The sequence below is a fragment of the Staphylococcus sp. HMSC062H10 genome (genome assembly GCF_001836945.1).
Classification (GTDB): Bacteria; Bacillota; Bacilli; order Staphylococcales; family Staphylococcaceae; genus Staphylococcus; species Staphylococcus aureus.
The window spans coordinates 33,979-56,753 of record NZ_KV830952.1 but is presented as its reverse complement, the minus strand read 5'-3'; the positions used below and the strand labels follow the sequence as shown (position 1 = coordinate 56,753).

29 protein-coding genes and 1 other RNA gene are annotated in these 22,775 nt (G+C 31.0%); 24 read left to right on the top strand and 6 right to left on the bottom strand.

What is annotated here, in order from left to right; translation table 11 throughout:
• Positions 1 to 8 precede the first annotated feature (8 nt).
• Together smpB and ssrA are read left to right on the top strand one after the other, a co-directional pair.
• Positions 9 to 473 carry an SsrA-binding protein SmpB gene (smpB, locus tag HMPREF2658_RS00980; RefSeq protein WP_001085185.1) on the top strand — a complete coding sequence of 155 codons (465 nt, stop codon included), beginning with the start codon at positions 9 to 11 and terminating at the stop codon, positions 471 to 473.
• Positions 474 to 563: 90 nt separating this feature from the next.
• Positions 564 to 925: a transfer-messenger RNA gene (ssrA, locus tag HMPREF2658_RS00975) on the top strand.
• Positions 926 to 1,036: 111 nt separating this feature from the next.
• Here ssrA and HMPREF2658_RS00970 read toward each other — a convergent pair.
• Both HMPREF2658_RS00970 and HMPREF2658_RS00965 read right to left on the bottom strand, forming a co-directional pair.
• Positions 1,037 to 2,146, bottom strand: a complete 1,110-nt coding sequence (locus tag HMPREF2658_RS00970) for a site-specific integrase (RefSeq protein WP_025174292.1) — start codon at positions 2,144 to 2,146, stop codon at positions 1,037 to 1,039.
• Entirely contained in the window at positions 2,136 to 3,065 is a 930-nt protein-coding gene (locus tag HMPREF2658_RS00965) for a helix-turn-helix domain-containing protein (RefSeq protein ID WP_000272128.1), read from the bottom strand. The genes HMPREF2658_RS00970 and HMPREF2658_RS00965 overlap by 11 nt, the downstream gene beginning before the upstream one ends.
• Positions 3,066 to 3,252: 187 nt before the next feature.
• Between HMPREF2658_RS00965 and HMPREF2658_RS00960 the strand changes: the two genes are divergently transcribed.
• The 15 genes from HMPREF2658_RS00960 to HMPREF2658_RS00895 all read left to right on the top strand — a co-directional run bounded on the left by HMPREF2658_RS00960 (position 3,253) and on the right by HMPREF2658_RS00895 (position 11,447).
• Complete coding sequence (locus HMPREF2658_RS00960; RefSeq protein ID WP_000163542.1) at positions 3,253 to 3,471, top strand: helix-turn-helix transcriptional regulator; 219 nt, start codon at positions 3,253 to 3,255, stop codon at positions 3,469 to 3,471.
• A 12-nt stretch (positions 3,472 to 3,483) separates the two neighbouring features.
• Positions 3,484 to 3,621 (top strand): hypothetical protein, encoded by a 138-nt coding sequence (locus tag HMPREF2658_RS14695; protein WP_000800860.1) that lies wholly within the window; start codon positions 3,484 to 3,486, stop codon positions 3,619 to 3,621.
• 1 nt (position 3,622) lies between these two features.
• Positions 3,623 to 4,033, top strand: a complete 411-nt coding sequence (locus HMPREF2658_RS00955) for a hypothetical protein (RefSeq protein WP_000850930.1) — start codon at positions 3,623 to 3,625, stop codon at positions 4,031 to 4,033.
• A complete protein-coding gene (gene tscT / locus HMPREF2658_RS00950; protein ID WP_001103953.1) occupies positions 4,034 to 4,327 on the top strand; it encodes a type II toxin-antitoxin system toxin TscT in 294 nt (97 codons plus the stop codon).
• Between the two features lie 87 nt (positions 4,328 to 4,414).
• Positions 4,415 to 5,284, top strand: a complete 870-nt coding sequence (locus HMPREF2658_RS00945; RefSeq protein ID WP_001002687.1) for a primase alpha helix C-terminal domain-containing protein — start codon at positions 4,415 to 4,417, stop codon at positions 5,282 to 5,284.
• Positions 5,285 to 5,300: 16 nt separating this feature from the next.
• Positions 5,301 to 6,770, top strand: a complete 1,470-nt coding sequence (locus HMPREF2658_RS00940; RefSeq protein WP_001806665.1) for a virulence-associated E family protein — start codon at positions 5,301 to 5,303, stop codon at positions 6,768 to 6,770.
• 285 nt (positions 6,771 to 7,055) lie between these two features.
• Entirely contained in the window at positions 7,056 to 7,418 is a 363-nt protein-coding gene (locus tag HMPREF2658_RS00935) for a hypothetical protein (RefSeq protein WP_001039168.1), read from the top strand.
• 1 nt (position 7,419) lies between these two features.
• Positions 7,420 to 7,704, top strand: coding sequence for a hypothetical protein (locus tag HMPREF2658_RS00930; RefSeq protein ID WP_000998182.1), 285 nt, complete (start codon positions 7,420 to 7,422; stop codon positions 7,702 to 7,704).
• A complete protein-coding gene (locus HMPREF2658_RS00925; protein ID WP_054194595.1) occupies positions 7,701 to 8,342 on the top strand; it encodes a pathogenicity island protein in 642 nt (213 codons plus the stop codon). Before HMPREF2658_RS00930 ends, HMPREF2658_RS00925 begins: the two co-directional genes overlap by 4 nt.
• Before the next feature lie 449 nt (positions 8,343 to 8,791).
• Positions 8,792 to 9,133 (top strand): hypothetical protein, encoded by a 342-nt coding sequence (locus HMPREF2658_RS00920; RefSeq protein WP_001190612.1) that lies wholly within the window; start codon positions 8,792 to 8,794, stop codon positions 9,131 to 9,133.
• Positions 9,134 to 9,144: 11 nt separating this feature from the next.
• A complete protein-coding gene (locus tag HMPREF2658_RS00915) occupies positions 9,145 to 9,723 on the top strand; it encodes a hypothetical protein (protein ID WP_000846282.1) in 579 nt (192 codons plus the stop codon).
• Between the two features lie 17 nt (positions 9,724 to 9,740).
• Entirely contained in the window at positions 9,741 to 9,959 is a 219-nt protein-coding gene (locus tag HMPREF2658_RS00910; RefSeq protein WP_000448775.1) for a capsid morphogenesis B protein, read from the top strand.
• A 50-nt stretch (positions 9,960 to 10,009) separates the two neighbouring features.
• The gene (locus tag HMPREF2658_RS00905) at positions 10,010 to 10,537 is read left to right on the top strand and encodes a spore coat protein (RefSeq protein ID WP_031875775.1); all 528 of its coding nucleotides are present in this window, start codon (positions 10,010 to 10,012) and stop codon (positions 10,535 to 10,537) included.
• Positions 10,538 to 10,539: 2 nt separating this feature from the next.
• Positions 10,540 to 10,881: a hypothetical protein gene (locus HMPREF2658_RS00900; RefSeq protein WP_000358778.1), complete on the top strand. Its 342-nt coding sequence runs from the start codon at positions 10,540 to 10,542 to the stop codon at positions 10,879 to 10,881.
• Positions 10,878 to 11,447 carry a terminase small subunit gene (locus tag HMPREF2658_RS00895; protein ID WP_070854176.1) on the top strand — a complete coding sequence of 190 codons (570 nt, stop codon included), beginning with the start codon at positions 10,878 to 10,880 and terminating at the stop codon, positions 11,445 to 11,447. The genes HMPREF2658_RS00900 and HMPREF2658_RS00895 overlap by 4 nt, the downstream gene beginning before the upstream one ends.
• A 154-nt stretch (positions 11,448 to 11,601) precedes the next feature.
• On the opposite strand, the gene tst is transcribed toward HMPREF2658_RS00895, so the two are convergent.
• Positions 11,602 to 12,306 (bottom strand): toxic shock syndrome toxin TSST-1, encoded by a 705-nt coding sequence (gene tst, locus HMPREF2658_RS00890; protein ID WP_054194594.1) that lies wholly within the window; start codon positions 12,304 to 12,306, stop codon positions 11,602 to 11,604.
• 442 nt (positions 12,307 to 12,748) lie between these two features.
• On the opposite strand from tst, the gene HMPREF2658_RS14800 reads away from it, so the two are divergent.
• Positions 12,749 to 12,880 (top strand): hypothetical protein, encoded by a 132-nt coding sequence (locus HMPREF2658_RS14800; protein WP_256098783.1) that lies wholly within the window; start codon positions 12,749 to 12,751, stop codon positions 12,878 to 12,880.
• Positions 12,881 to 13,182: 302 nt separating this feature from the next.
• Here HMPREF2658_RS14800 and HMPREF2658_RS00885 read toward each other — a convergent pair whose 3' ends face one another.
• A complete protein-coding gene (locus HMPREF2658_RS00885; RefSeq protein ID WP_001035616.1) occupies positions 13,183 to 13,743 on the bottom strand; it encodes a DUF4888 domain-containing protein in 561 nt (186 codons plus the stop codon).
• A 787-nt stretch (positions 13,744 to 14,530) separates the two neighbouring features.
• On the opposite strand from HMPREF2658_RS00885, the gene sec3 reads away from it, so the two are divergent.
• Complete coding sequence (sec3, locus tag HMPREF2658_RS00880; protein ID WP_000278088.1) at positions 14,531 to 15,331, top strand: staphylococcal enterotoxin type C3; 801 nt, start codon at positions 14,531 to 14,533, stop codon at positions 15,329 to 15,331.
• 166 nt (positions 15,332 to 15,497) lie between these two features.
• Here sec3 and sel read toward each other — a convergent pair whose 3' ends face one another.
• Positions 15,498 to 16,220 (bottom strand): staphylococcal enterotoxin type L, encoded by a 723-nt coding sequence (gene sel, locus HMPREF2658_RS00875; protein ID WP_000746595.1) that lies wholly within the window; start codon positions 16,218 to 16,220, stop codon positions 15,498 to 15,500.
• A gap of 840 nt (positions 16,221 to 17,060) precedes the next feature.
• Between sel and HMPREF2658_RS00870 the strand changes: the two genes are divergently transcribed.
• Positions 17,061 to 17,675: a stage II sporulation protein M gene (locus tag HMPREF2658_RS00870; protein WP_000999093.1), complete on the top strand. Its 615-nt coding sequence runs from the start codon at positions 17,061 to 17,063 to the stop codon at positions 17,673 to 17,675.
• Between the two features lie 284 nt (positions 17,676 to 17,959).
• Here the strand turns inward: HMPREF2658_RS00870 and HMPREF2658_RS00865 are convergent, their stop codons facing one another.
• Positions 17,960 to 18,688, bottom strand: a complete 729-nt coding sequence (locus HMPREF2658_RS00865) for a DUF5067 domain-containing protein (protein ID WP_001806213.1) — start codon at positions 18,686 to 18,688, stop codon at positions 17,960 to 17,962.
• 435 nt (positions 18,689 to 19,123) lie between these two features.
• Between HMPREF2658_RS00865 and HMPREF2658_RS00860 the strand changes: the two genes are divergently transcribed.
• From HMPREF2658_RS00860 to clfA, 4 genes are all read left to right on the top strand, one after another.
• Positions 19,124 to 19,279, top strand: a complete 156-nt coding sequence (locus HMPREF2658_RS00860) for a hypothetical protein (protein ID WP_072468882.1) — start codon at positions 19,124 to 19,126, stop codon at positions 19,277 to 19,279.
• Positions 19,280 to 19,286: 7 nt separating this feature from the next.
• Complete coding sequence (locus tag HMPREF2658_RS00855) at positions 19,287 to 19,808, top strand: hypothetical protein (protein WP_000608189.1); 522 nt, start codon at positions 19,287 to 19,289, stop codon at positions 19,806 to 19,808.
• A gap of 138 nt (positions 19,809 to 19,946) precedes the next feature.
• Positions 19,947 to 20,477, top strand: coding sequence for a GNAT family N-acetyltransferase (locus tag HMPREF2658_RS00850; protein WP_001167163.1), 531 nt, complete (start codon positions 19,947 to 19,949; stop codon positions 20,475 to 20,477).
• A gap of 263 nt (positions 20,478 to 20,740) precedes the next feature.
• A partial coding sequence (clfA, locus tag HMPREF2658_RS00845) for an MSCRAMM family adhesin clumping factor ClfA (RefSeq protein ID WP_070854175.1) occupies positions 20,741 to 22,775 on the top strand: 2,035 nt, incomplete at its 3' end.

Here is a 22,775-nt window from a genome sequence, read left to right as displayed (position 1 = left end):
GAGTATGAATGGCTAAGAAGAAATCACCAGGTACATTAGCGGAAAATCGTAAAGCTAGACATGATTATAATATTGAAGACACGATTGAAGCGGGAATTGTATTGCAAGGCACAGAAATAAAATCAATTCGCCGAGGTAGTGCTAACCTTAAAGATAGTTATGCGCAAGTTAAAAACGGTGAAATGTATTTGAATAATATGCATATAGCACCATACGAAGAAGGGAATCGTTTTAATCATGATCCTCTTCGTTCTCGAAAATTATTATTGCATAAGCGTGAAATCATTAAATTGGGTGATCAAACACGTGAGATTGGTTATTCGATTGTGCCGTTAAAACTTTATTTGAAGCATGGTCATTGTAAAGTATTACTTGGTGTCGCACGAGGTAAGAAAAAATATGATAAACGTCAAGCTTTAAAAGAAAAAGCAGTCAAACGAGATGTTGCGCGCGATATGAAAGCCCGTTATTAAGCGATTTGGTTGCTTAATCGGGCTATATTTGATATAGTTATATGTGCTTTTGTAAACTGCAAAAGTATGATTTGTTTGATTTATTATTTCGGGGACGTTCATGGATTCGACAGGGGTCCCCCGAGCTCATTAAGCGTGTCGGAGGGTTGTCTTCGTCATCAACACACACAGTTTATAATAACTGGCAAAACAAACAATAATTTCGCAGTAGCTGCCTAATCGCACTCTGCATCGCCTAACAGCATTTCCTATGTGCTGTTAACGCGATTCAACCTTAATAGGATATGCTAAACACTGCCGTTTGAAGTCTGTTTAGAAGAAACTTAATCAAGCTAGCATCATGTTGGTTGTTTATCACTTTTCATGATGCGAAACCTTTCGATAAACTACACACGTAGAAAGATGTGTATCAGGACCTCTGGACGCGGGTTCAAATCCCGCCGTCTCCATATTTGTAGCCTACAACCTTTGTGGATGTGGGCTTTTTATTTTTGAGTGCACAAAAAGTGCACAGATAGTGCACAAGATACAAAAAGACACAACCAATTTTAGTTGGCAGTGCCTTATAAGTATTTAACTATTTCTTTCTGTGTACTAGGATATAAATGACCGTATCGGTTATATACTTCAGTCGTATCGCTGTGACCTAAACGCTGAGCTATAATCATTACACTAGCCCCTAGATTAACTAGCATAGATGCATGGCTATGTCTTAACTCGTGTATAACGATTCTAGGGAAATTTTGTCCGTTTGGTAATTGCTCATCCAACACTTTTAATGCGTTAGTAAACCAACGATCAATAGTAGACTCGCTGTAAGCTTTATAGAATGTGCCAAACAATACATAGTCGTCCTTGTATATGTTATTCTCTTTATACCAAATTAAATAATCTTTGATGTCATACATCATGTGAGTAGGTAAATATATATCACGTATGGCTGATTTCGTTTTAGGGGCTGTCACTTCACCGTGATAGTCTGTTTTGTTTATATGGATAAAGTCATCATCAAAGTTAATATCGCGCCATGTGAGAGCTCTAATTTCGCCCTTTCTTGCTCCAGAGTAGAACAATAGTTTGAAAAATAATTTTTGTTGTTGTGTAGCAAGCGCCTCATAGAATTGATTGAATTGTTCTAACGTCCAATAATTCAATCGTTTCTGTGATTCTATTTCAAAATTCCCTACAAGAGATGCAACATTTTGTTTTAACTCATGAAACTTCATTGCATGATTCAGTAATGATACTAAATATACATGCATCTTCTTTAAGTAGTCTCCAGAATGTCCCTCTTTTAATTTCTTATTCTGAAACTTCATAACATCTTGTGTAGTTATATTAAACACGTCCATAGACTTAAAATAAGGTAGCAAATGGTTATTTGTATGTGTCTTTAATGCTTTTACGCTAGACGACTTACGACGTGCTGAATACCAGTCTATATATTCGTCTACGAGCTTATCAAAGGGGAGTTTTTTGAGTTCTTCGCCAATACCCTCTAATTCATCCATCATCTTATTACATTGCTTTACTGCATCCTTACGTTGTGCAAAGCCTTTGCGTGTTATGTACTTACGTGTATTCGTCTTGTCATAGTATGTAATACGAAAATAGTAACTACCACGTTTAGCGTCTTTATATATGTTGTGGGATAGGTTTAAGTTATGTTCTATCGTAATCACCTATATTTTCTGAAGAATTTTCTTTTAAATAACTCTTTAAAGATGGTTCATTTTTTATAAGATTTTTAATAATAGTTGATAATTCATCATTGATTTTATCTATTTTTTCATCTTTAGTTTTACCAATATCAATATCAAAAGAATATTCTGATTTGAATTTAGGTTGTTTATTAGGTATAGCGATTGCTATTATTTCTTCGCTTTTTTTATTATCGGGATATTTTATTTGTAATTCTTTAATTTCATTTATTGTTTTATCTAGTAATGTTTCAAGATAATTCAACAAATTTTTATTTACACTTTTATCTCTGCTGGAAAAAATTAAAGTTATATCATTGAAAATATTTTGTAATTCATAGTGGAAGTCAAGTAAGTCATAATCATAGACTGTACTTTGTAAATCTTCTAAACCACGTTCTAAAAATTTTAATATATTACTATTTGATTTATAATTGTTTATATAATAATTGAGAAATTCATCTGTAATGAATAAATATGTTGAACTTTCAAGTATTAATTCGGGAGTATGAAATTTATTTTTTAATAAAGGAACTGATAAAGTTCGATTTATACCCGCTTGCATTAATTCTTTTCTTTTTTGATAATCTGGAAAACGTAAAGCTTTACCTATATGGCTTTCTTTAGGATATTTTTTTAGCATATCATTAAAAATTTTTTCTTCTAATTCTGAGTTATCGTCATTTGAATTGTATAACAGTTGCGTTACATTAATGTCGCCGTATTTACTTATCATACTTAATCTTTCTTTATTGGGTAAAGATAAGCCTTTTTCCCATGTAGCAACATTTCCTTTACTTGCAGAAAAAACTTTGCCAAATTCTTCCTGAGTTTGACCGTGTTTTAATCGGATATTTTTAATTCTTTGACCGATTGCTTTTTTATCATACATAAAATTATCTCCTTATAAAGTAAAGTTATTAATGCTAATTTTAAAATAAAGTTCTAAAAAGTTCAATGTTTTTGTTGCTATAATATTAATTTCGTGATAACATCAATTTGTAAGTTCTAAAAAGTTCAAAAAAAGGACTTATATAATTTTTAAAATAAAGTTCTAAAAAGTTCTAAGGATGAAAAAGATGACAAAATTAGCATATCCAATGTTATACATCACTAGAAAAGAGCATGGAGATACTCAAAAGAAAGTGGCTAGCAAACTTGGTATAAGTCCACAACGCTACCAGTTAAAGGAATGTGGCAGAGCAATTTTTAATTTAAATGAGTGTCAAATTCTTTCGGAAATGTATGATATGCCAATCGATGAATTATTCAGTTCATCAATCAAAGTGAATTCATAAGGAGGTACAGCAATGAAAAACTATCTAACGTACATTGGTACGATTTCGTTTATAACATTAGCAGTAGCATTAGTTGCAAACGTATTTATTGCTTTCGCTTTATATATTTTAGCGTCTGCATATGGAATTAAATTATTGGAGGTTGAATAGGGTGAAAACTAAACAAAAATATCAATTATCAAAAGTAGTTCAAGTATTAGAAAAAGTATTATATGAAAAAGATAAGGACATATTCTTATCAGCGAAAGATAGATTTCATTTTATTACAGATTATCGCTATAACGATACAGCGTTTTACGAACATGTTTTGAAACTCGTTCATAAAGAGTTGTTTAACATTCTTGCTGAATTAGATTTTGAAAATGAGGGATTTTCTATTCTTGATGAAGTAACAATGACATTAAGTGATGTCATGAAAGAAACACAACACGTTTACCGTTATAGTGTCATAGATGAAAAAGGTGAACACAAACATACAACAGATCGCAAAGGACACGTGATTGGAATGTTAGAGTGGGCATTAGATTACATTGCGGGAAATATTGAAGTGGAGGAATTATAAATGAATTGGGAAATTAAAGATTTAATGTGTGATATTGAAGTGGTAAAAGAAAAAATCAATGATGTAGCTATCAAACATGGTTGGTTTGTTGAAGATAAATTTGTCAAAAATGAATTAGAAACAAAACAGGAACATATTAATTTTTCTGCTAGCTATTTAGAACATCGTATACAAAATGAACATACAGTTGAGTTATTACAAGTGTACTTAAAAGAGTTCGGTGAACTTATACAAAAGTTTCATGAAATAGAAAAAGCGTCACTTCAAGCCGACCAAAGCGAAAGTAACGCATAGCATTTAATAAAAATAACAGAGTAATTTAAAAATTACACATTTTTATTATAACATTTTTTACTCTGTGAATCACTAGAGGTGCAAAAAATGAATGAAATTAAATTAGAATGTGACACACATGTTTCAGTGGTACATTATGAAAGTTTAGACTCACGTTCATTTAAGAGCTTTTCAAAACCTAAATGGAGTATGTTAATTAATAAACTGTCTGTGCCTATAGAAGCAAATTATAAGTATGCACGTGGTGTTGCTGTTTACGGTGATATTAAAAATGGTGCAAATGATCATGGTGAAATTATCAAAAAGCATCGCAATGACGTTAATGTCGTATACAGAGATGTGATTGTACTTGATTACGATGAAATAAATGATTTAAAGCAATTACATGAAGCAATCAGCTCAGCTTTAAGCAATGTTGCATGGTTTTGGCACACATCGTTTAGCCATACAACTGAACAAGCTAGAATACGCCTTTATATCCCTCTAAATGAGCGAATAAGTGCAGATGATTATCGTAAATATACAAAAGTATTAGCAAATAAAATTGGTCATAAAGTGGATGAAGGTTCATATCAGCCAAGTAGATGTTTTGCATTACCAGTTATTCAAAAAGGACACATATTTATTAAGCGAGTGAATGACTGTCCAATTATAGATGTTGATATGCTCGAACAGTGGTCAAAGGAGTTTGAACAATCAAATGGTAGTCCTAATATCAAAGGGTACACACGACGTGATAGTGCGTATTGGCGAGATATAGCTTTTGGTGTAAGTGAGGGAGAGCGCAATTCAACATTGGCTTCAATTACAGGTTATCTTTTGCGTAGGTATGTAGATCCAAACTTAGTTTATGGGTTAGTGAGTGCGTGGGCAAGTGTATGCAAACCACCTATTAATCAAAGTGAAGTAAACAATACTTTTAAAAGTATTTTGAAAAAAGATAGTAAAAGCAGTTAGAAATGGAGGTTTTTGTTTGGAAAATGTAACAAATGATGAAGTGTTTGAAATGATTGATAGTAGAACCGGTGTTTTAAATGTTAATGATTGGAAAAGTCAATTAAGGCGTTCTGCCACTACACAAGCATTGAAAAAAACGACTACAAATGCTGAAATCATATTGTGTAATGATGAGAGTTTAAAAGGGCTAGTACAATATGACGCTTTTGAAAAAGTAACCAAGCTGAAACGTCTACCGTATTGGAGGTCAAAAGGGGATGCGAATTATTATTGGGCTGATATAGATACCACACATGTGATTTCACATATTGATAAATTGTATAATGTGCAGTTTAGCCGCGATCTTATTGATACTGTAATTGAAAAGGAAGCATATCAAAATAGATTCCACCCTATTAAATCGATGATTGAATCTAAATCATGGGATGGAATCAAAAGAATTGAAACGCTCTTCATTGATTATTTAGGTGCTGAAGATAATCACTACAATCGAGAAGTTACAAAGAAATGGATGATGGGTGCAGTTGCTAGAATCTATCAGCCAGGTATTAAATATGATTCCATGATTATTTTATATGGTGGTCAAGGTGTTGGGAAATCTACGGCAGTGAGTAAATTGGGAGGTCATTGGTATAACCAAAGTATTAAAACGTTTAAAGGTGATGAGGTCTATAAGAAATTGCAGGGTTCTTGGATATGTGAAATTGAAGAACTGTCGGCATTTCAAAAGTCTACTATTGAAGATATTAAGGGTTTTATAAGTGCCATTGTAGATATTTATAGAGCTTCGTATGGTAAACGCACAGAGCGTCATCCTAGACAGTGTGTGTTTGTAGGGACAACCAATAACTATGAGTTTTTAAAAGACCAAACAGGCAATCGTCGTTTTTTCCCTATTACGACAGATAAAAATAAAGCAACTAAAAGCCCATTTGACGATCTAACACCAGTTGTTGTGCAACAAATGTTTGCCGAAGCTAAAGTATATTTTGATGAGAATCCGACGGATAAAGCATTGTTGCTAGATAAAGAAGCGAGTGAAATGGCTTTAAAAGTCCAAGAAGCTCATTCTGAAAAAGATGCTTTAGTTGGAGAAATAGAAGAATTTCTTGAACGTCCTATTCCGTCAGACTATTGGTATAGAACGTTAGAAGAAAAAAGAGTGTCTGCGCATGATGTTATAGACCAAGACTATATTAAATTATATGGTGATGGTAAATTGATTGAATTACCGAATGCAAAACCAGGTGCTTATGTATGGCGTGACAAGGTATGTAGCATGGAAATTTGGAAAGTGATGATGAAACGAGATGACCAACCACAACAACACCATTTAAGAAAAATTGATAAAGCGTTAAGAAATACAAGTTATTGTGGGCAAAGTAAGTCGCGTCATAGATTTGGTGAAGGTATTGGTAGACAATATGGTTTTGGTATTAATTTAATATCCTATTATCAAGGTTTAAAAAGCAAAGAACAAAAATAACGGGACAACGGGACGATTATGGGACAATGGTAGGACACCTTCAATCTCTTGTGGCAGTAAGCATTATGTTATGTTTGTCCCTGTGTCCCGCAACTTTTACCCTAAACTTTTAAAGTAATATATACACATTAAAAAATATATAAGTGTAGGCATAAAACAGTGGGACAATGGGACAGATAACTTTAATCCATTGGGAGAGTGGTGTTTGAGCATTGTCCTGACAATGTCCTGAAACATATTGAAAATAGCGAAATGGGACACCTATCAAAAATTAGGAGGAAGAAAATGAATAAAAATCAATTAAAGTCAGAAATTTTAGAATATATAAAGGCGCATGCTGGTACATCATTTGTAGAAATAGAACGTGTATTTGAAGAAAATAACTTTGATTATAAAGGTGACGGCGCATATACAAGTGGTCAACATCCCAATGTTGTGTTTTGGATTGGGTGGAATCAAGAAGCGTTTGATGTTATCGCTGAACTTAAAAAAGACAGACGTATTGAGATGGATATTTGTGAGCCAATTGTTTATATGGTTGATGGTAAAGGTTTGGATTTGCCTATTGTAAGGTCGAAAAACATTAAAACAGATCATTGGCTACCTGTCACGTTTACTATTAGTAAGAAAGAAACGGAGTGTGTCTAATATGAATGACAAAGAGAAAATTTATAATCAACTTCATCATGATGCACCAATTCAAATTATGCCAGCACCCGAAAATTTATTTGTCGAATATATAGAAGATGGCGAAGTGTGGTATTCACCAGTTGTATGTATGGCTTTAAATAAAGCGCATAATATTAATTTCTATGATAGTGATGATGTGGGATGCATCGATAAAGCGGGTACATTTAGCATTAAAAAATTTAATCCTGAGACAGGTGAGTTTGAACAATTCAGCAAAATGGCTCAAAAGGAGGTAACACAATGAACATAGAAACTATCGTAAATCAATTTGAAACACGAGCAGGCACGTTACTAAGGTACTACACTGGATTATTAGAACATAGTAAAGTACAACCGTATTGCTTTAAGTTATACAATGATCCGTTTGATATGGTTTATGTGATGATGAACGGGAAGTTATTCGGTCATGTATATATTAAAGATTGTAAAGTAAGGCAATCATTTGAATTAGCGTCACCTAAGCACACTGAGGGGCTTATAAGAAGTATAGAAGGTCATTATGTAGGTTATGAATTACATGACGGTAAACAGCTTTCTATTAGTGATATGATGGCCAGTCAATTATTTGAAGATGAGTATTTTATGTATGGATTACAAACATATGCAGAATCAAATAATAGTGATGTGTTTGAGTACCTAGAAAATGGATTTGATACAGATACACTTGAGGGCATTCAGTCAAGTAATACTGATGTGATATCGAATATTGAAATGTTGTATCAGATAGCTACGGGAATCAATGAACCAGCACCAGAGTTAGTTGAGGGGTTGAGATTAGTAACTGAGTTTGTACAAGATGAGAATGCGACACAAGAGGATTACAAGGCGTTAGAACGTAAATTGAATGATCTAAAAGCGTCTTACTATAGCTTGAGTAAATAATGTTATGAGGGGTCGCATGTAGTGTGTGGCTCCTAATAAAATACTACGATTTTATACGAGGTATAGCAGTTTAAAATGGTAAGGTTTTCGGAAGGTGTTGGCTTTTAAAATCAAAAGGTATACAGTCTTTGAGAATTGAAAAAATGGCAAGATTTGTGCAAGGTGTGCGAACTTTGTTAACGCTAATACAAGCTAAAGTTTGTGTTTTTGGCATAGGCCTAAAAGTTAAGTTTGTTCGCTTTTTGTTCGTGTTATTTTACCGAACTTAAGTTCTATATTAGGTTAATGTGAAAAGCCTAACGTTAAGTTTATAACATGTTTTTATAAGTGTTATATATGATAAGCTAAACAATTGATAAAACGCGCTATAAAGCGAACGTAAGTTTGTTTTAGACCTGTAAAAATGGTATAATTTAGGTATGAAATAATTAAAAGAAAGAGGTGTAGAAATGCAAAGTATCGCAGAAAAAGAGACGTATCATTTACCCACCGAACACCTGCAAGTTTTCAATGTGATAAAAAATACGTCCAATAAATATATTACTAAAACTAAAATCTTAAATCAATTGGGATATGAATATAATTCAAGCAATGAACGATGGTTACGAAGAGTAATCAATTCATTAGTATATGATTATGGCTATCCTATCGGATGCAGTTATAAACCTAGTGAACGTGGTTATTACATCATTACGACAGAACAAGAAAAGCAACAAGCGATGAGAAATATTAAGAAATTAGCTGATGGCAGTATGAAACGCTATGAAGCTTTGAAACGAATTAAAGTGTAAAGGGGATAAAAATGAAAACTGAATCGTACTTTAAAGAATACAACCAATTTGTAATAGATCAACAAAAGGCTATACAAGAATTGGAACAAGAGCGTAATGCATTGGAGAGTAAAATAAAGTTAGATAAGTCCACATACAAACAGTTAATCATGGATGGACAAGATGATAAAGCAGATAACCTATATCAAGCAACAGATGCTGATGAAAAGAAACTAAAAGCACTTAATAAACGCTTAGAGACAAAGAAAAGTGTGTCGAAAGAAGTTAAATATCAAAAGACAATTGAATTATTAAAACATCAAAGCGAGTTGTCATCATTATATGAATCAGAAAAGCAACCAGCTTTAGGTAAATTAAAAAAGGTAGTCGATGCATATAATGAGATCATTGATGAAATAGAAGATATTAATGATAGATATGAAGATGAGCATCAGCAATATGCGAGTATTTATAGTCAAGAACAATTATATGATGATAAAGAGGCTAGGGAAGCATTGAATGGCTACTTTAGAGAAAATATATTTACATCATATATTAATGGTAATGATTTGCCATACGAACACAATAACAAGTTGTTTTTAAAACGTTAAAAAGAAAGGGTAATTAAATGGAAACAAAATACGAGTTAAATAATACTAAAAAGGTCGCAAATGCATTTGGTTTAAATGAAGAAGATACAAATCTATTAATAAATGCAGTTGATTTGGATATTAAAAACAATATGCAGGAGATTTCAAGTGAGTTACAACAATCAGAACAGTCTAAGCAAAAGCAATATGGTACAACGCTACAAAATTTAGCTAAGCAAAACAGGATTATTAAATAGCAATGATTGCCTATCCAATTCGGGTAGGCTCTGTTTATAGGGGTGAATAAATGAAACTGCTTAAAACGAAGAATTGTTTATATTATCATAATGGTGACAATAAATTATCTGATTATCAACTATTAACGCAATTTAACCCAGCATTTATTAATAAGAAAATTAAGATGTGTGAATTCCAAATTGAAAGTATGTACCATATGAGTGCATCGACAACAACATGTGATGAAATAATGGGGGTCGTGTCTGTCTCATATCCAATTGAAAAACTAGTTATCAAAATTATTGAAACAAAGGCAAGATTACAAAACTATAAAAATCGATCTATAAGTAATATGGTGTTGTTGAAAACGGTACTAAATCATTATACAGAAAGAGAGCAGAAGCAAGTTGTAAAATATATGCGTTCAAATGGACGATATAAGCCCTACAACGTCATTGAACGCTTACAGGTTGATTTGTATCAAGCAAGTATTAAACAACGTTCAGAACGTCAAAAACAAAGAAATACAGCAATTGAAAACAGTAAGATTGCACGAGTAAATGCATATCACCAATCTTCATATGTAAAAGTGGTGTAACAATGGATAAAAAGCAAATAAAAGACTTCGTTTGTGATTATCATAAGCGAACTAGAAGTGATGTGTTGATAGATGATGAAATAAATACCGATGAATTCTTTTCAATAGGTGATGAAAATTCTAATGAATGGATGGCAGACGATAACATTGATGATCATATTGTAAAGAATCACTTAGAAATGATTGTTGACCAAGTAGCTAATGATAAAGAGTTTTATATTTTCGATTCTTTAATACAAGGACGTAGTTTTAAAGATATTAGCAATGTCTTAGAGTGTTCAGAACAATCTGTAAGATTATGGTATGAAACCTTATTAGATAAAATTGTGGAGGTGATAGAATGAGTGAGTTAACGGCAAAACAAGCGCGTTTTGTGAATGAGTATATAAGAACACTTAATGTAACACAAAGTGCCATAAAAGCAGGCTATAGCGCAAATAGTGCACATGTGACAGGATGTAGGTTATTAAAGAAGCCACACATCAAGCAATATATACAAGAACAAAAAGATAAGGTTATAGATGAGAATGTATTAACCGCAAAAGAGTTACTACATGTGCTTACGAATGCGGCAGTCGGTGATGAAACAGAAACGAAAGAAGTTGTGGTCAAACGTGGAGAATATAAAGAGAATCCACAAAGTGGCAAAGTACAGTTAGTCTATAACGAACATGTTGAACTGGTAGAGGTGCCAATTAAGCCAAGTGATCGTTTAAAAGCTCGTGATATGTTGGGGAAATACCATAAGTTATTTATAGATAAGCATGATATTAACGGGAATGTGCCTATATTCATTAATATTGGTGAATGGGATGGCGATGATGAAGATTTAGATAAGACGGTACAAGAGGTATCTAACGCTAATCCTAATCATACTGTGATTGTGGATGATATACCGTTAGAGGATTGATTACAGTAAAAACGATTATCATATTGAGTTAGTGAGGATTAGTTTACTAATTCACCCTAGCTTTATATTAAAGCGTTATAAAGATAAAAGGGAGAACGCTTATTATAATTAACGGACTCCCTTTATTAATAATTATTACAGAAAAAGTGGTAAATTAATTAATTTCTGCTTCTATAGTTTTTATTTCATCAATATTTATAGGTGGTTTTTCAGTATTGTATTCAAACTTTTTAGATAAATCACTTTGATATGTGGATCCGTCATTCATTGTTATTTTCCAATAACCACCCGTTTTATCGCTTGAACGATATAATCCATGTATTTGAGTTAGCTGATGACGAATTTCAAAGTCTAAAGTTGATATAGCTAATTGTTTTTTATCGAACTTTGGCCAATACTTTAAGGGGCTATCTTTACCATGAACCTTAACTTTTAAAGGTAGTTCTATTGGAGTAGGTAATTTTTCAGTATTTGTAACGCCACTTATTTGGAAATGGATATAAGTTCCTTCGCTAGTATGTTGGCTTTTTTTAGTTCTTTTTGTGTTTAAGTCAACTTTTCCCCCTTTTGTAAAAGCAGGGCTATAATAAGGACTCGGAAAAATTATAAGGCTGATGCTGCCATCTGTGTTTTTTATACGCATAGATCCTAAGGAATTATCTAAAACTTCACTATTTGTAAAAGTGTCAGACCCACTACTATACCAGTCTAGCAAATCCTTTATATTATCGTTTGTAGATGCTTTTGCAGTTTTGATTATTTGATTAGATGATAAGGGAACAGGGGTAAAATCTGTAGCGATTGTCGCAAGCAACAAAGGGCTTACGATAAAAAAATTCATTAGTAATTTTTTATTCATTTTTAATTCTCCTTCATTCAAATGTGTAAACGTTTACATATAGAATGTATAAATATTATTTAAATGAATCAATTAACCATCTCTAAATTATTGTTTAAATATATATTAATTAAAAAGTGTTTGTTACATAGGGAGCTATATCAAAAAAATATAGATTTAAACAACATTTTAAAGTTACAAATAGCAAAAAACAAAGTGTGAGTGGTCATTTAAAGAATATTAATTAATATAAGTTTGAATTAGTTATATTCTTTAAAGTCACTTTCTAGTGGCGTTTTTTACGCTGAGAAACGTCCTGTGTTGCAGTAAGGGATAATATTGTGTAACTAGATATGTTTATCGTAAATGTGGATCCGTGAAATATGACTTTAAACATCGCTGGTCAATCTATCTTTGAGATTGGCCGTAGATTAAAACCATATGAAACAAAATGACTTAGTGGATGGGGAATTTAGGCTATGGCTTGAAAATTGGATTAAGCAAATTATCAGATAATAGATTTATGAAAATAGCTGAAAATCCAGAATTAAATGTCCTACCATTGGAATATATGGGCGCATGTATTTTATACTAATTAGCAACATTACCGCAAGAAGAGAAAGGATAAGAGTATTTCACTAAAGGTGAGAAGTAAAAAAACAATTGATATGACTAGGAGAGAATTAGAATACCTTAAAAAGGAATTGAAACAACGCGATGAAAAAACGCACAACTCCAATCACAAATGAAAAAGCACAACTTTTTGAGGAGATAGAGAGAAAGTAATTAAAGGAAGTTAAAGGTAAAGAATCTGAAGTAATTGAGTGTTACATAGATCCAGAAGATTATCACTGTTCAAAAGAAAAGAGGCAGGAGTAATCTGCCTCTCGAAAAAAGTTATTTTTTAGTGATTTGAATTTCATTTATATCTTTAGGATTGATGTATCTATTGCTTACGTTTGATTTATCTTCTCCTACTTTACCGAATACAGTCTCATCTTTAGGGTCTGTACTTAAGATTGAAACATTGTCGCCGTTGTTCACTATATTTTTTTCTTTCAATTTTTCTGTTAATTTTTTCCATGTATTATTAGCATCAATATTAGGATAGTTCGAATTTTTTCTAGTTATATTAATTTTTGTAACATTTTGAGGGTTTATTTTAGGATTGTTTGAAGTACTAATATTTTCTAAATTAGCTGTTCCTTCTATGGTATTTTCTCCACCATTTTCTATTTTATACGTAACCTTGACATTTTCATTATCTGTTTTATCGATAATATTCGCGTCTTTTAAAGCGTCTCTTACATTTTTCCACAATGCGTTATCTGTCGTTTGCTCAGCTTTTGCAACGTTATTAATACCATTATAATTTGAAGAAGAATGAAAACCTGAACCTACTGTTGTTAAAACTAAAGCACTTGCTATCAATGTTTTTGTTAATAGTTTTTTATTCATTTTATTTCCTCCTATAACTTATTTGCAATCAATTACAAAGTAATTTTACAATTATTATTTATGTAAATCAATTAAATAATTATTAACAAATCCATAAAATTTTATCATTAAAATATAATAATTTTGAGCTAGAAGTATTCGTCATTTATGCTATAATCATTTTAGACACAGCAATGTGTTCAAATTTTCATCTATTCGTAAGTTAGCCTTCGGGCTGACTTTTTATTTCCATTATTATTCACATGTTAATCTTGTTGATATTTAGGCAAGTACTTCGGTACTTGCCTATTATTATATCTCTATACGATAGGAATCGACTATATGACTTACTAAGTTTTATAGCAAAATAGGCAATTAACGCATATGGCATTTAACATTGAGTTGTTATAGTAGTTGTATAATATATAGCTAGTTCCTTATAACAGCAAAAAAATAATTTTGACTATAAGATTAAATATATGAATATAAAATTAACAGTAGAAACCAATTTTAGAATTTGCAAAAATGAATGCATTAATTATAAAAGTGTGAATATATAAACAATGTTATTAATTCAAGATGCTTAGAAATCCTCTGTTTTTCCTAGAGAAAGAGTTTTGTATATAAGTTCAAATGAAATATAGTTAATTAATTTTCAAAGCATAACTTAATTCCTATAAATAAAGAGAAATCATTAAATATAATTAATTTTCTTTTAATAATTTTTTAATTGAATATTTAAGAATATAACATATATTTAAAGTGTATCTAGATACTTTTTGGGAATGTTGGATAAAGGAGATAAAAAATGTATAAGAGATTATTTATTTCACGTGTAATTTTGATATTCGCACTGATACTAGTTATTTCTACACCCAACGTTTTAGCAGAGAGTCAACCAGACCCTATGCCAGATGATTTGCACAAATCAAGTGAGTTTACTGGTACGATGGGTAATATGAAATATTTATATGATGATCATTATGTATCAGCAACTAAAGTTAAGTCTGTAGATAAATTTTTGGCACATGATTTAATTTATAACATTAGTGATAAAAAACTGAAAAATTATGACAAAGTGAAAACAGAGTTATTAAATGAAGATTTAGCAAAGAAGTACAAAGATGAAGTAGTTGATGTGTATGGATCAAATTACTATGTAAACTGCTATTTTTCATCCAAAGATAATGTAGGTAAAGTTACAGGTGGTAAAACTTGTATGTATGGAGGAATAACAAAACATGAAGGAAACCACTTTGATAATGGGAACTTACAAAATGTACTTGTAAGAGTTTATGAAAATAAAAGAAACACAATTTCTTTTGAAGTACAAACTGATAAGAAAAGTGTAACAGCTCAAGAACTAGACATAAAAGCTAGGAATTTTTTAATTAATAAAAAAAATTTGTATGAGTTTAACAGTTCACCATATGAAACAGGATATATAAAATTTATTGAAAATAACGGCAATACTTTTTGGTATGATATGATGCCTGCACCAGGCGATAAGTTTGACCAATCTAAATATTTAATGATGTACAACGACAATAAAACGGTTGATTCTAAAAGTGTGAAGATAGAAGTCCACCTTACAACAAAGAATGGATAATGTTAATCCGATTTTGATATAAAAAGTGAAAGTATTAGATATATTTGAAAGGTAAGTACTTCGGTGCTTGCCTTTTTAGGATGCATATATATAGATTAAACCGCACTTCTATATTAATAGAAAGTGCGGTTATTTATACAGTGAATCTAAACTATAATAATTGGAATCATCTTTTTGAAATTTCGACATCTAGATGAAATTGTGTTGAATCAACAGTTTTATTATCTTTGTAAATTTTTAAGAAGCTTTCTGGAAGACCGTATCCTGTGTAAAATAAATCATACGAGAAATTAGAACCATCATTCATATGGAATACTACACTCCCCTTATCAAAACCGCTATAAAATTTTGAAGAAGTGCCGTATTCTTTACCTTTACCAGTATCATTGTGTCCATAAATATTAAATTCATCTTGCAAGTATTTTCTTAGTTTGACATCTATTTCTTGTGCGGTAACCATTTTTTTATCTGTAGAAACACTTTTAGTTGTAACTGTTTGATGCTTGCCATTGATAATTAAATTTATAGGTATTATTCTTGGCGAACCTAATTTATTGTTTTCTGCTTTAGTAACACCACCATATATAGTACGAGAGTTAGAACCATATTTATAGCTTATACCAAAAATATCGACATTTTTTCCCTTTAGATCACTAGTTATATATTCATTGTCAAATTCAGCATACAATGTATCATTTTTATACGAGTATTCTAAGCGGTGTGATTCTGGTGAATTTTTGTCTTTAACATTCTTTAAATTCACATATTCATATTTAGTATAAAAATTTCTTAGGTTTCCTGGACCTACATCGCCGTTAGATAAGACTGTATGATTAGAAGAAAAAATAAATAAAGTAATAACAATTACAAATAATAATCTTTTTTTCATATTAGGCACTTCCTTTTCATTATATTTATAATAACATTATAAATATAAGTTGAATAATAAATTTTAGAAAATTCATAAAAAATACAAAAGGTTATAAAGGAAGAGTTATAGAAAAATATGTATCATCCCACACGTTGCAGGCAGTGAATACGTATTTGAATACGTTAATTATGAGGTGATGTTGGGTGCACAAATTTATATAGTTTTATCAATTTTAACATTTTACACACAATAGAGTAGCCAATTTAAACGTTGATATGACAATGCTTATAGCGAGTTATACATGAATAGATAAACGCTTTAATGAACTCCCGCCGTCTCCATATTTGTAGCCTACAACCTTTGTGGATGTGGGCTTTTTTTATATGTTTTTTATCTTTTCTTGTGAGGAAGGTTAAATTAGCTGTGTTCGTTGATATGATAGTATCTGCTTAGGTTCAAATTTTCATGAATGAAAAATTAATAGTTGTGTAGATATAAGATTTTGGGTTAAGGGTTGAAAGAATGTGTGTCAAATAAGTGTCAAAAAAGTTGAGCTTATAGTTTTAGAATGTAAATTTTATTTGCAAAATTAATTAAGCTAAAGAAGTATCATAAATAAGAGAATTAAATATATAGTTTAGAATTAGAATCAAGATTTTTATAAATATTATATTTTTCTTTTAATTGACTTAAATTTGATATATTGTTTAAATGTAATGAGGAAAAGTTGTGATAGTTTCAGATGGTAAATTAAAGGTTTTAATATAGCTGTTTTTTAATCGATTTTTAAGGATGATATCGTTTGCGAGTGAACGTATCTATTTAGTGAAATAGTAATTATAGATGGGGGCGTAATCAATGAATGACTTGAGTTTATCTTCATTTTTGAAACGCAGTAACAAATTTATGCAATTCAATTGTTTTATTTGTTTGATTCTAATAATAGTATTTTACATAATTGGTATGAATATACAGGACTTTAGTGATTTTCCTAGTAAAGATTTAAATCATAAAGTGACTTATAATTTTAATGGGTTTTTGGAGATATTTGTTAATAATGCTTTTATAGTTCCTTTGGTGTCACTTATATTATCGATAATACCAATACCATATTTGTATTTTATTCCTACAATTTCTACAATTTATTCATTGTCGGTTATTATTGGGGTTACATTTTCATATAAATTTAACGAAGGGATAGCTATTTTTATTGGTATTTTGCCTCATGGTATTTTAGAAATATACTTAACAAGCATTGAACTATCAATGTTATTCTTATTAAATGCGTATATTAGAAAAAATTCAATGAATTTATTTAGAAAAAGAAAAGAGACATTGCCAAAATTTTTTGTTTTATTAAAATCAATAGTAAAGTGTTACCTGCTAATATTTTTACCTGTGGCATTTTTATGCGCTTTAATTGAAATTACTGTTACACCAACTGTTTACAAATTTTTAACTAATATAATATAGAACTTTTAAAAGGGCATAGCTAACTATGTGTATAGGTTTATTTTTGATCGATAAGTATTGTTTGAAAAATGAGTTCACGAAAAATGTTGCATTGTATTCGTGAAATTATGATCGAGTCATTTCAAAAATGACCATTTCAAAACAACAAAAAAGAGTAGGCGAGCTACTCTTTTTTATTATATTTAACAATTAAATTAGTATGTCATTATGAGTGTAAGTAAGCTAATCTATAATGACAATAATAACAACAAAGATTATATCGCTGAATGCGAGCATTCATAAATTTATACTTCATCTAAACCACTGTGGTCGTCATCTTTTTGCTTTTCTTTTTCTTTCTCTCGTTCTTGTTCTTTTTTGTACTCTTCTTCAAATTCTTTTTCTTTCTTTTCTACTTCTTCTCTTGTTTCCGCTCTATGAGAAAAATCTTCGGTTTTAAGTTTACTAAATTTAAATGATTTAGAATCAACTGTTTTATCTTCTGAGTATTTATGGACATTTAAATTAATGTTTCCATCACCTCTTATCTCATAGATAAACATGGCTTGTGCAGTTTTGCCTTTTTTAATTTGATCTTGGTTATGTTCTGTCCAATCTTTATATTTTTTATCACTTAAAAGATAACCATCTCTTAATTTATTTACTGTATTTTTATCATCTTGAGTGATATTAATATAGTCATGAGAAATAGAAGATGGATTTAAATCTTTATCGTCTTTTTTAGCAGTAATTTCCATTTTAAAAGCGATATATTTCTTTTTCTCATCTTTTTCATTGATGATAAACGGTTCTTTTATTTTAGCTTCAAATTTGTCACTAACAATAGTATCGCCTTTAATTTTTATATCCATATTTTTTTTGCTTTTAAATTCTTTAAGTTCTTCATTTAATTCTTCATTGTCATTTTCTTTCTTTTTGTGACTAGTGCTCTCTTTTTTTGCACTATCTTGATGATGTCCACAAGCACCTAAGATAAGTGTACTTGCTAATAATATCCCCATTACTTTTTTCATTTAACATGTCTCCTTTATTTCGCAAAAATTTATTTTAAAAACTCTAAACGACTTATCGTTTTGAGTAATTAAACAAAGTTGATATTTTGTGAGATTCTAAGATGATATTAAATAATTCTTGTAATAATGATTCTATGTATTGTTGCAATAAATTAATGGAACTATAATTACTAATATTATATTACTTTTATTGATAGAAATATATTACTTTTTTAAAAAAACTTGTAATATATCGAAAGATTTAAATGTAAAATTTTGATTTGTTAAGAAATTACGTTTATAAAAATAAAAAAATTCAACTTATTTGTATGAGATGAATATGTATTGAAGAAGATGTGTTATTAAATTGGAAATAATGCTCAAAGATGAGAGCTCTTAAAAGCGTTATTGTATTCTTTAGTCAATGCAAATAGATTGCCATAATAATAAACGTACTTGATGGTTAAAAATTTACTTAAGACTATAAAGCAAAACTTTTTATATGAGCAGTCGAATATAACGTTTAAAATGATTCTTTTTGGATATAAACGATTAAGTAAAATGATTTTTCATTTTGAAATTAATCATATAAATTTCTTAAGGGAAGAGTGATATCTTAATGATTAATATTATTTCAGCTATAGGATCTATTGGAACATTTATTATGGCTTTATTTTATTTTGTATCAGTTTCAGTTCAGCTTTATCAAATGAAAATTAGCTTTCTGCCAGCTTTAGGTTTTAACCAAATTTTATTAGAAAGGGAGGGAGAACAACTTAATATAATGAATTCGGCAACAGAAGAGCATCATCATAAAGATTATATTAAACTATATAATCTAGGTGGCGGTGCTGCTAAAAAAATTGCAATAGAGGTTTTATTGGGTAATGATAAAGTCATTCAGAAAAAGTACGTGAATATTTTACCTAGTAAAGAAGGGTACATGTTACCAATTAATAAAAATGTGTACGAAGAATTAGAAAGAACGATTGAGAACAATGGTTATGAAGCTGATTTGAATGTACGTATGACTTATTATCATAATGTAAGTCGCAAACAACAGGAAGTTATATTAAAAGGTCAAATCGACCGTTTTAATACTTATAATAATAAAGAAATTTATGATTTGCAGTTTATCTAAAAATTGATTTAAGAGGGTAGTTGTTTATTACGAAAAATATCATTCAATTTTAATGAAATAATGGCGTCATTACTATAAAATATTACTTTATGTTGTAATGCATTTTTCTATAAGATAGAACTAAAAGGAGGGGCAAAGATGCAAATTAGACAAATACATCAACATGACTTTGCTCAAGTTGACCAGTTAATTAGAACGGCATTTGAAAATAGTGAGCATGGTTATGGTAATGAATCAGAGCTAGTAGACCAAATTCGTCTAAGTGATACGTATGACAATAACTTAGAATTAGTAGCTGTTCTTCAAAATGAAGTTGTAGGGCACGGTTTACTAAGTGAAGTTTATCTTGATAACGAGGCACAACGGGAAATTGGTTTAGTGTTAGCACCTGTATCTGTTGATATTCATCATCAAAATAAAGGTATTGGGAAGCGATTGATTCAAGCATTAGAACGAGAAGCAATATTAAAAGGGTATGATTTTATCAGTGTATTAGGATGGCCGACGTATTATGCCAATCTAGGATATCAACGCGCAAGTATGTACGACATTTATCCACCATATGATGGTATACCAGACGAAGCGTTTTTAATTAAAGAATTAAAAGTGAACAGTTTAGCGGGAAAAACAGGTACCATAAATTACACATCTGTTTTTAAAAAAATATGATTTCAAGCTAGGATTACATTAGGTAGAGTTCATATTAATAATACAAATTGCTTGCAATGAAATCGTGTGTTGTCGTTTGCAATTTTTAAAACAGAGAAAATGAAAAACTTTTTGTTGTAAATATTTATTGTAGTTAATAAAATTCTAAAACAAATTAATTGCCATTATGCAATTTTGGTGTATAATTGCATTAATAGAGATTAAATATATATTAAAAGGGTATACAGTTAATATAAAATGACTTTTTAAAAAGAGGGAATAAAATGAATATGAAGAAACAAGAAAAACACGCAATTCGTAAAAAATCGATTGGCGTGGCTTCAGTGCTTGTAGGTACGTTAATCGGTTTTGGACTACTCAGCAGTAAAGAAGCAGATGCAAGTGAAAATAGTGTTACGCAAACGGAAAATACGAGTAATGAGAGCAAAAGTAATGATTCGAGTAGCGTTAATGCTGCACCTAAAACAGACAACACAAACGTGAGTGATTCTAATACAACGACAAACACTAATAGTGACGAAACGAATGTAGCGCAAAATCCAGCACAACAGGAAACGACACAATCAGCATCAACAAATGCAACTACAGAAGAAACACCGGTAACTGGTGAAGTTACTACTACGGCAACGAATCAAGCTAATACACCGGCAACAACTCAATCAAGCAATACAAATGCGGAAAAATCAGTGAATCAAACAAGTAATGAAACGACTTCTAATGATACTAATACAGTATCATCTGTAAATTCACCTCAAAATTCTACAAATGCGGAAAATGTTTCAACAACGCAAGATACTTCAACTGAAGCAAAACCTTCAAACAATGAATCAGCTCCACAGAGTACAGATGCAAGTAATAAAGATGTAGTTAATCAAGCGGTTAATACAAGTGCGCCTAGAATGAGAGCATTTAGTTTAGCGGCTGTAGCTGCAGATGCACCGGCTGCTGGCACAGATATTACGAATCAGTTGACGAATGTGACAGTTGGTATTGACTCTGGAGATACAGTTTATCCGCACCAAGCAGGCTATGTCAAACTGAATTATGGGTTCTCAGTACCCAATTCTGCGGTTCAAGGTGACACATTTAAAATAACTGTACCTAAAGAATTAAACTTAAATGGTGTAACCTCAACTGCTAAAGTGCCACCAATTATGGCCGGAGATCAAGTATTGGCAAATGGTGTAATCGATAGTGATGGTAATGTTATTTATACATTTACAGACTATGTAAATACTAAAGATGATGTTAAAGCAACATTAACTGTGCCGGCTTATATTGACCCTGAATATGTTACACATACTGGTAATGTGACATTGGCTACTGGCATAGGAAATACAACAGCAAACAAAACAGTATTAGTAGATTATGAAAAATATGGTAAGTTTTATAACTTATCTATTAAAGGTACAATTGACCAAATCGATAAAACAAATAATACGTATCGTCAGACAATTTATGTCAATCCAAGTGGAGATAACGTTATTGCACCGGTTTTAACAGGTAATTTAAAACCAAATACGGAAAGTAATGCATTAATAGATCAGCAAAATACAAGTATTAAAGTATATAAAGTAGATAATGCAGCTGATTTATCTGAAAGTTACTTTGTGAATCCAGAAAACTTTGAGGATGTCACTAATAGTGTAAATATTACATTCCCAAATCCAAATCAATATAAAGTAGAGTTTAATACGCCTGATGATCAAATAACAACACCATATATTGTAGTTGTTAATGGGCATATTGATCCTAATAGTAAAGGTGATTTAGCTTTACGTTCAACTTTATATGGATATAATTCGAATATAATTTGGAGATCTATGTCATGGGACAACGAAGTAGCATTTAATAACGGATCAGGTTCTGGTGACGGTATCGATAAACCTGTTGTTCCTGAACAACCTGATGAGCCTGGTGAAATTGAACCAATTCCAGAGGATTCAGATTCTGACCCAGGTTCAGATAGTGGTTCAGATTCTGGCAGCGATTCTAATTCAGATAGCGGTTCAGATTCGGGTAGTGATTCTACATCAGATAGTGATTCAGATTCAGCGAGTGATTCAGATTCAACGAGTGATTCAGATTCAGCGAGTGATTCAGATTCAGCAAGCGATTCAGATTCAGATAGTGACTCAGACTCAAACAGCGATTCAGATTCAGATAGTGACTCAGACTCAGATAGCGATTCAGATTCAGACAGTGACTCAGACTCAGATAGCGATTCAGATTCCGACAGTGACTCGGATTCAGATAGCGATTCCGACTCAGACAGTGACTCAGATTCAGATAGCGATT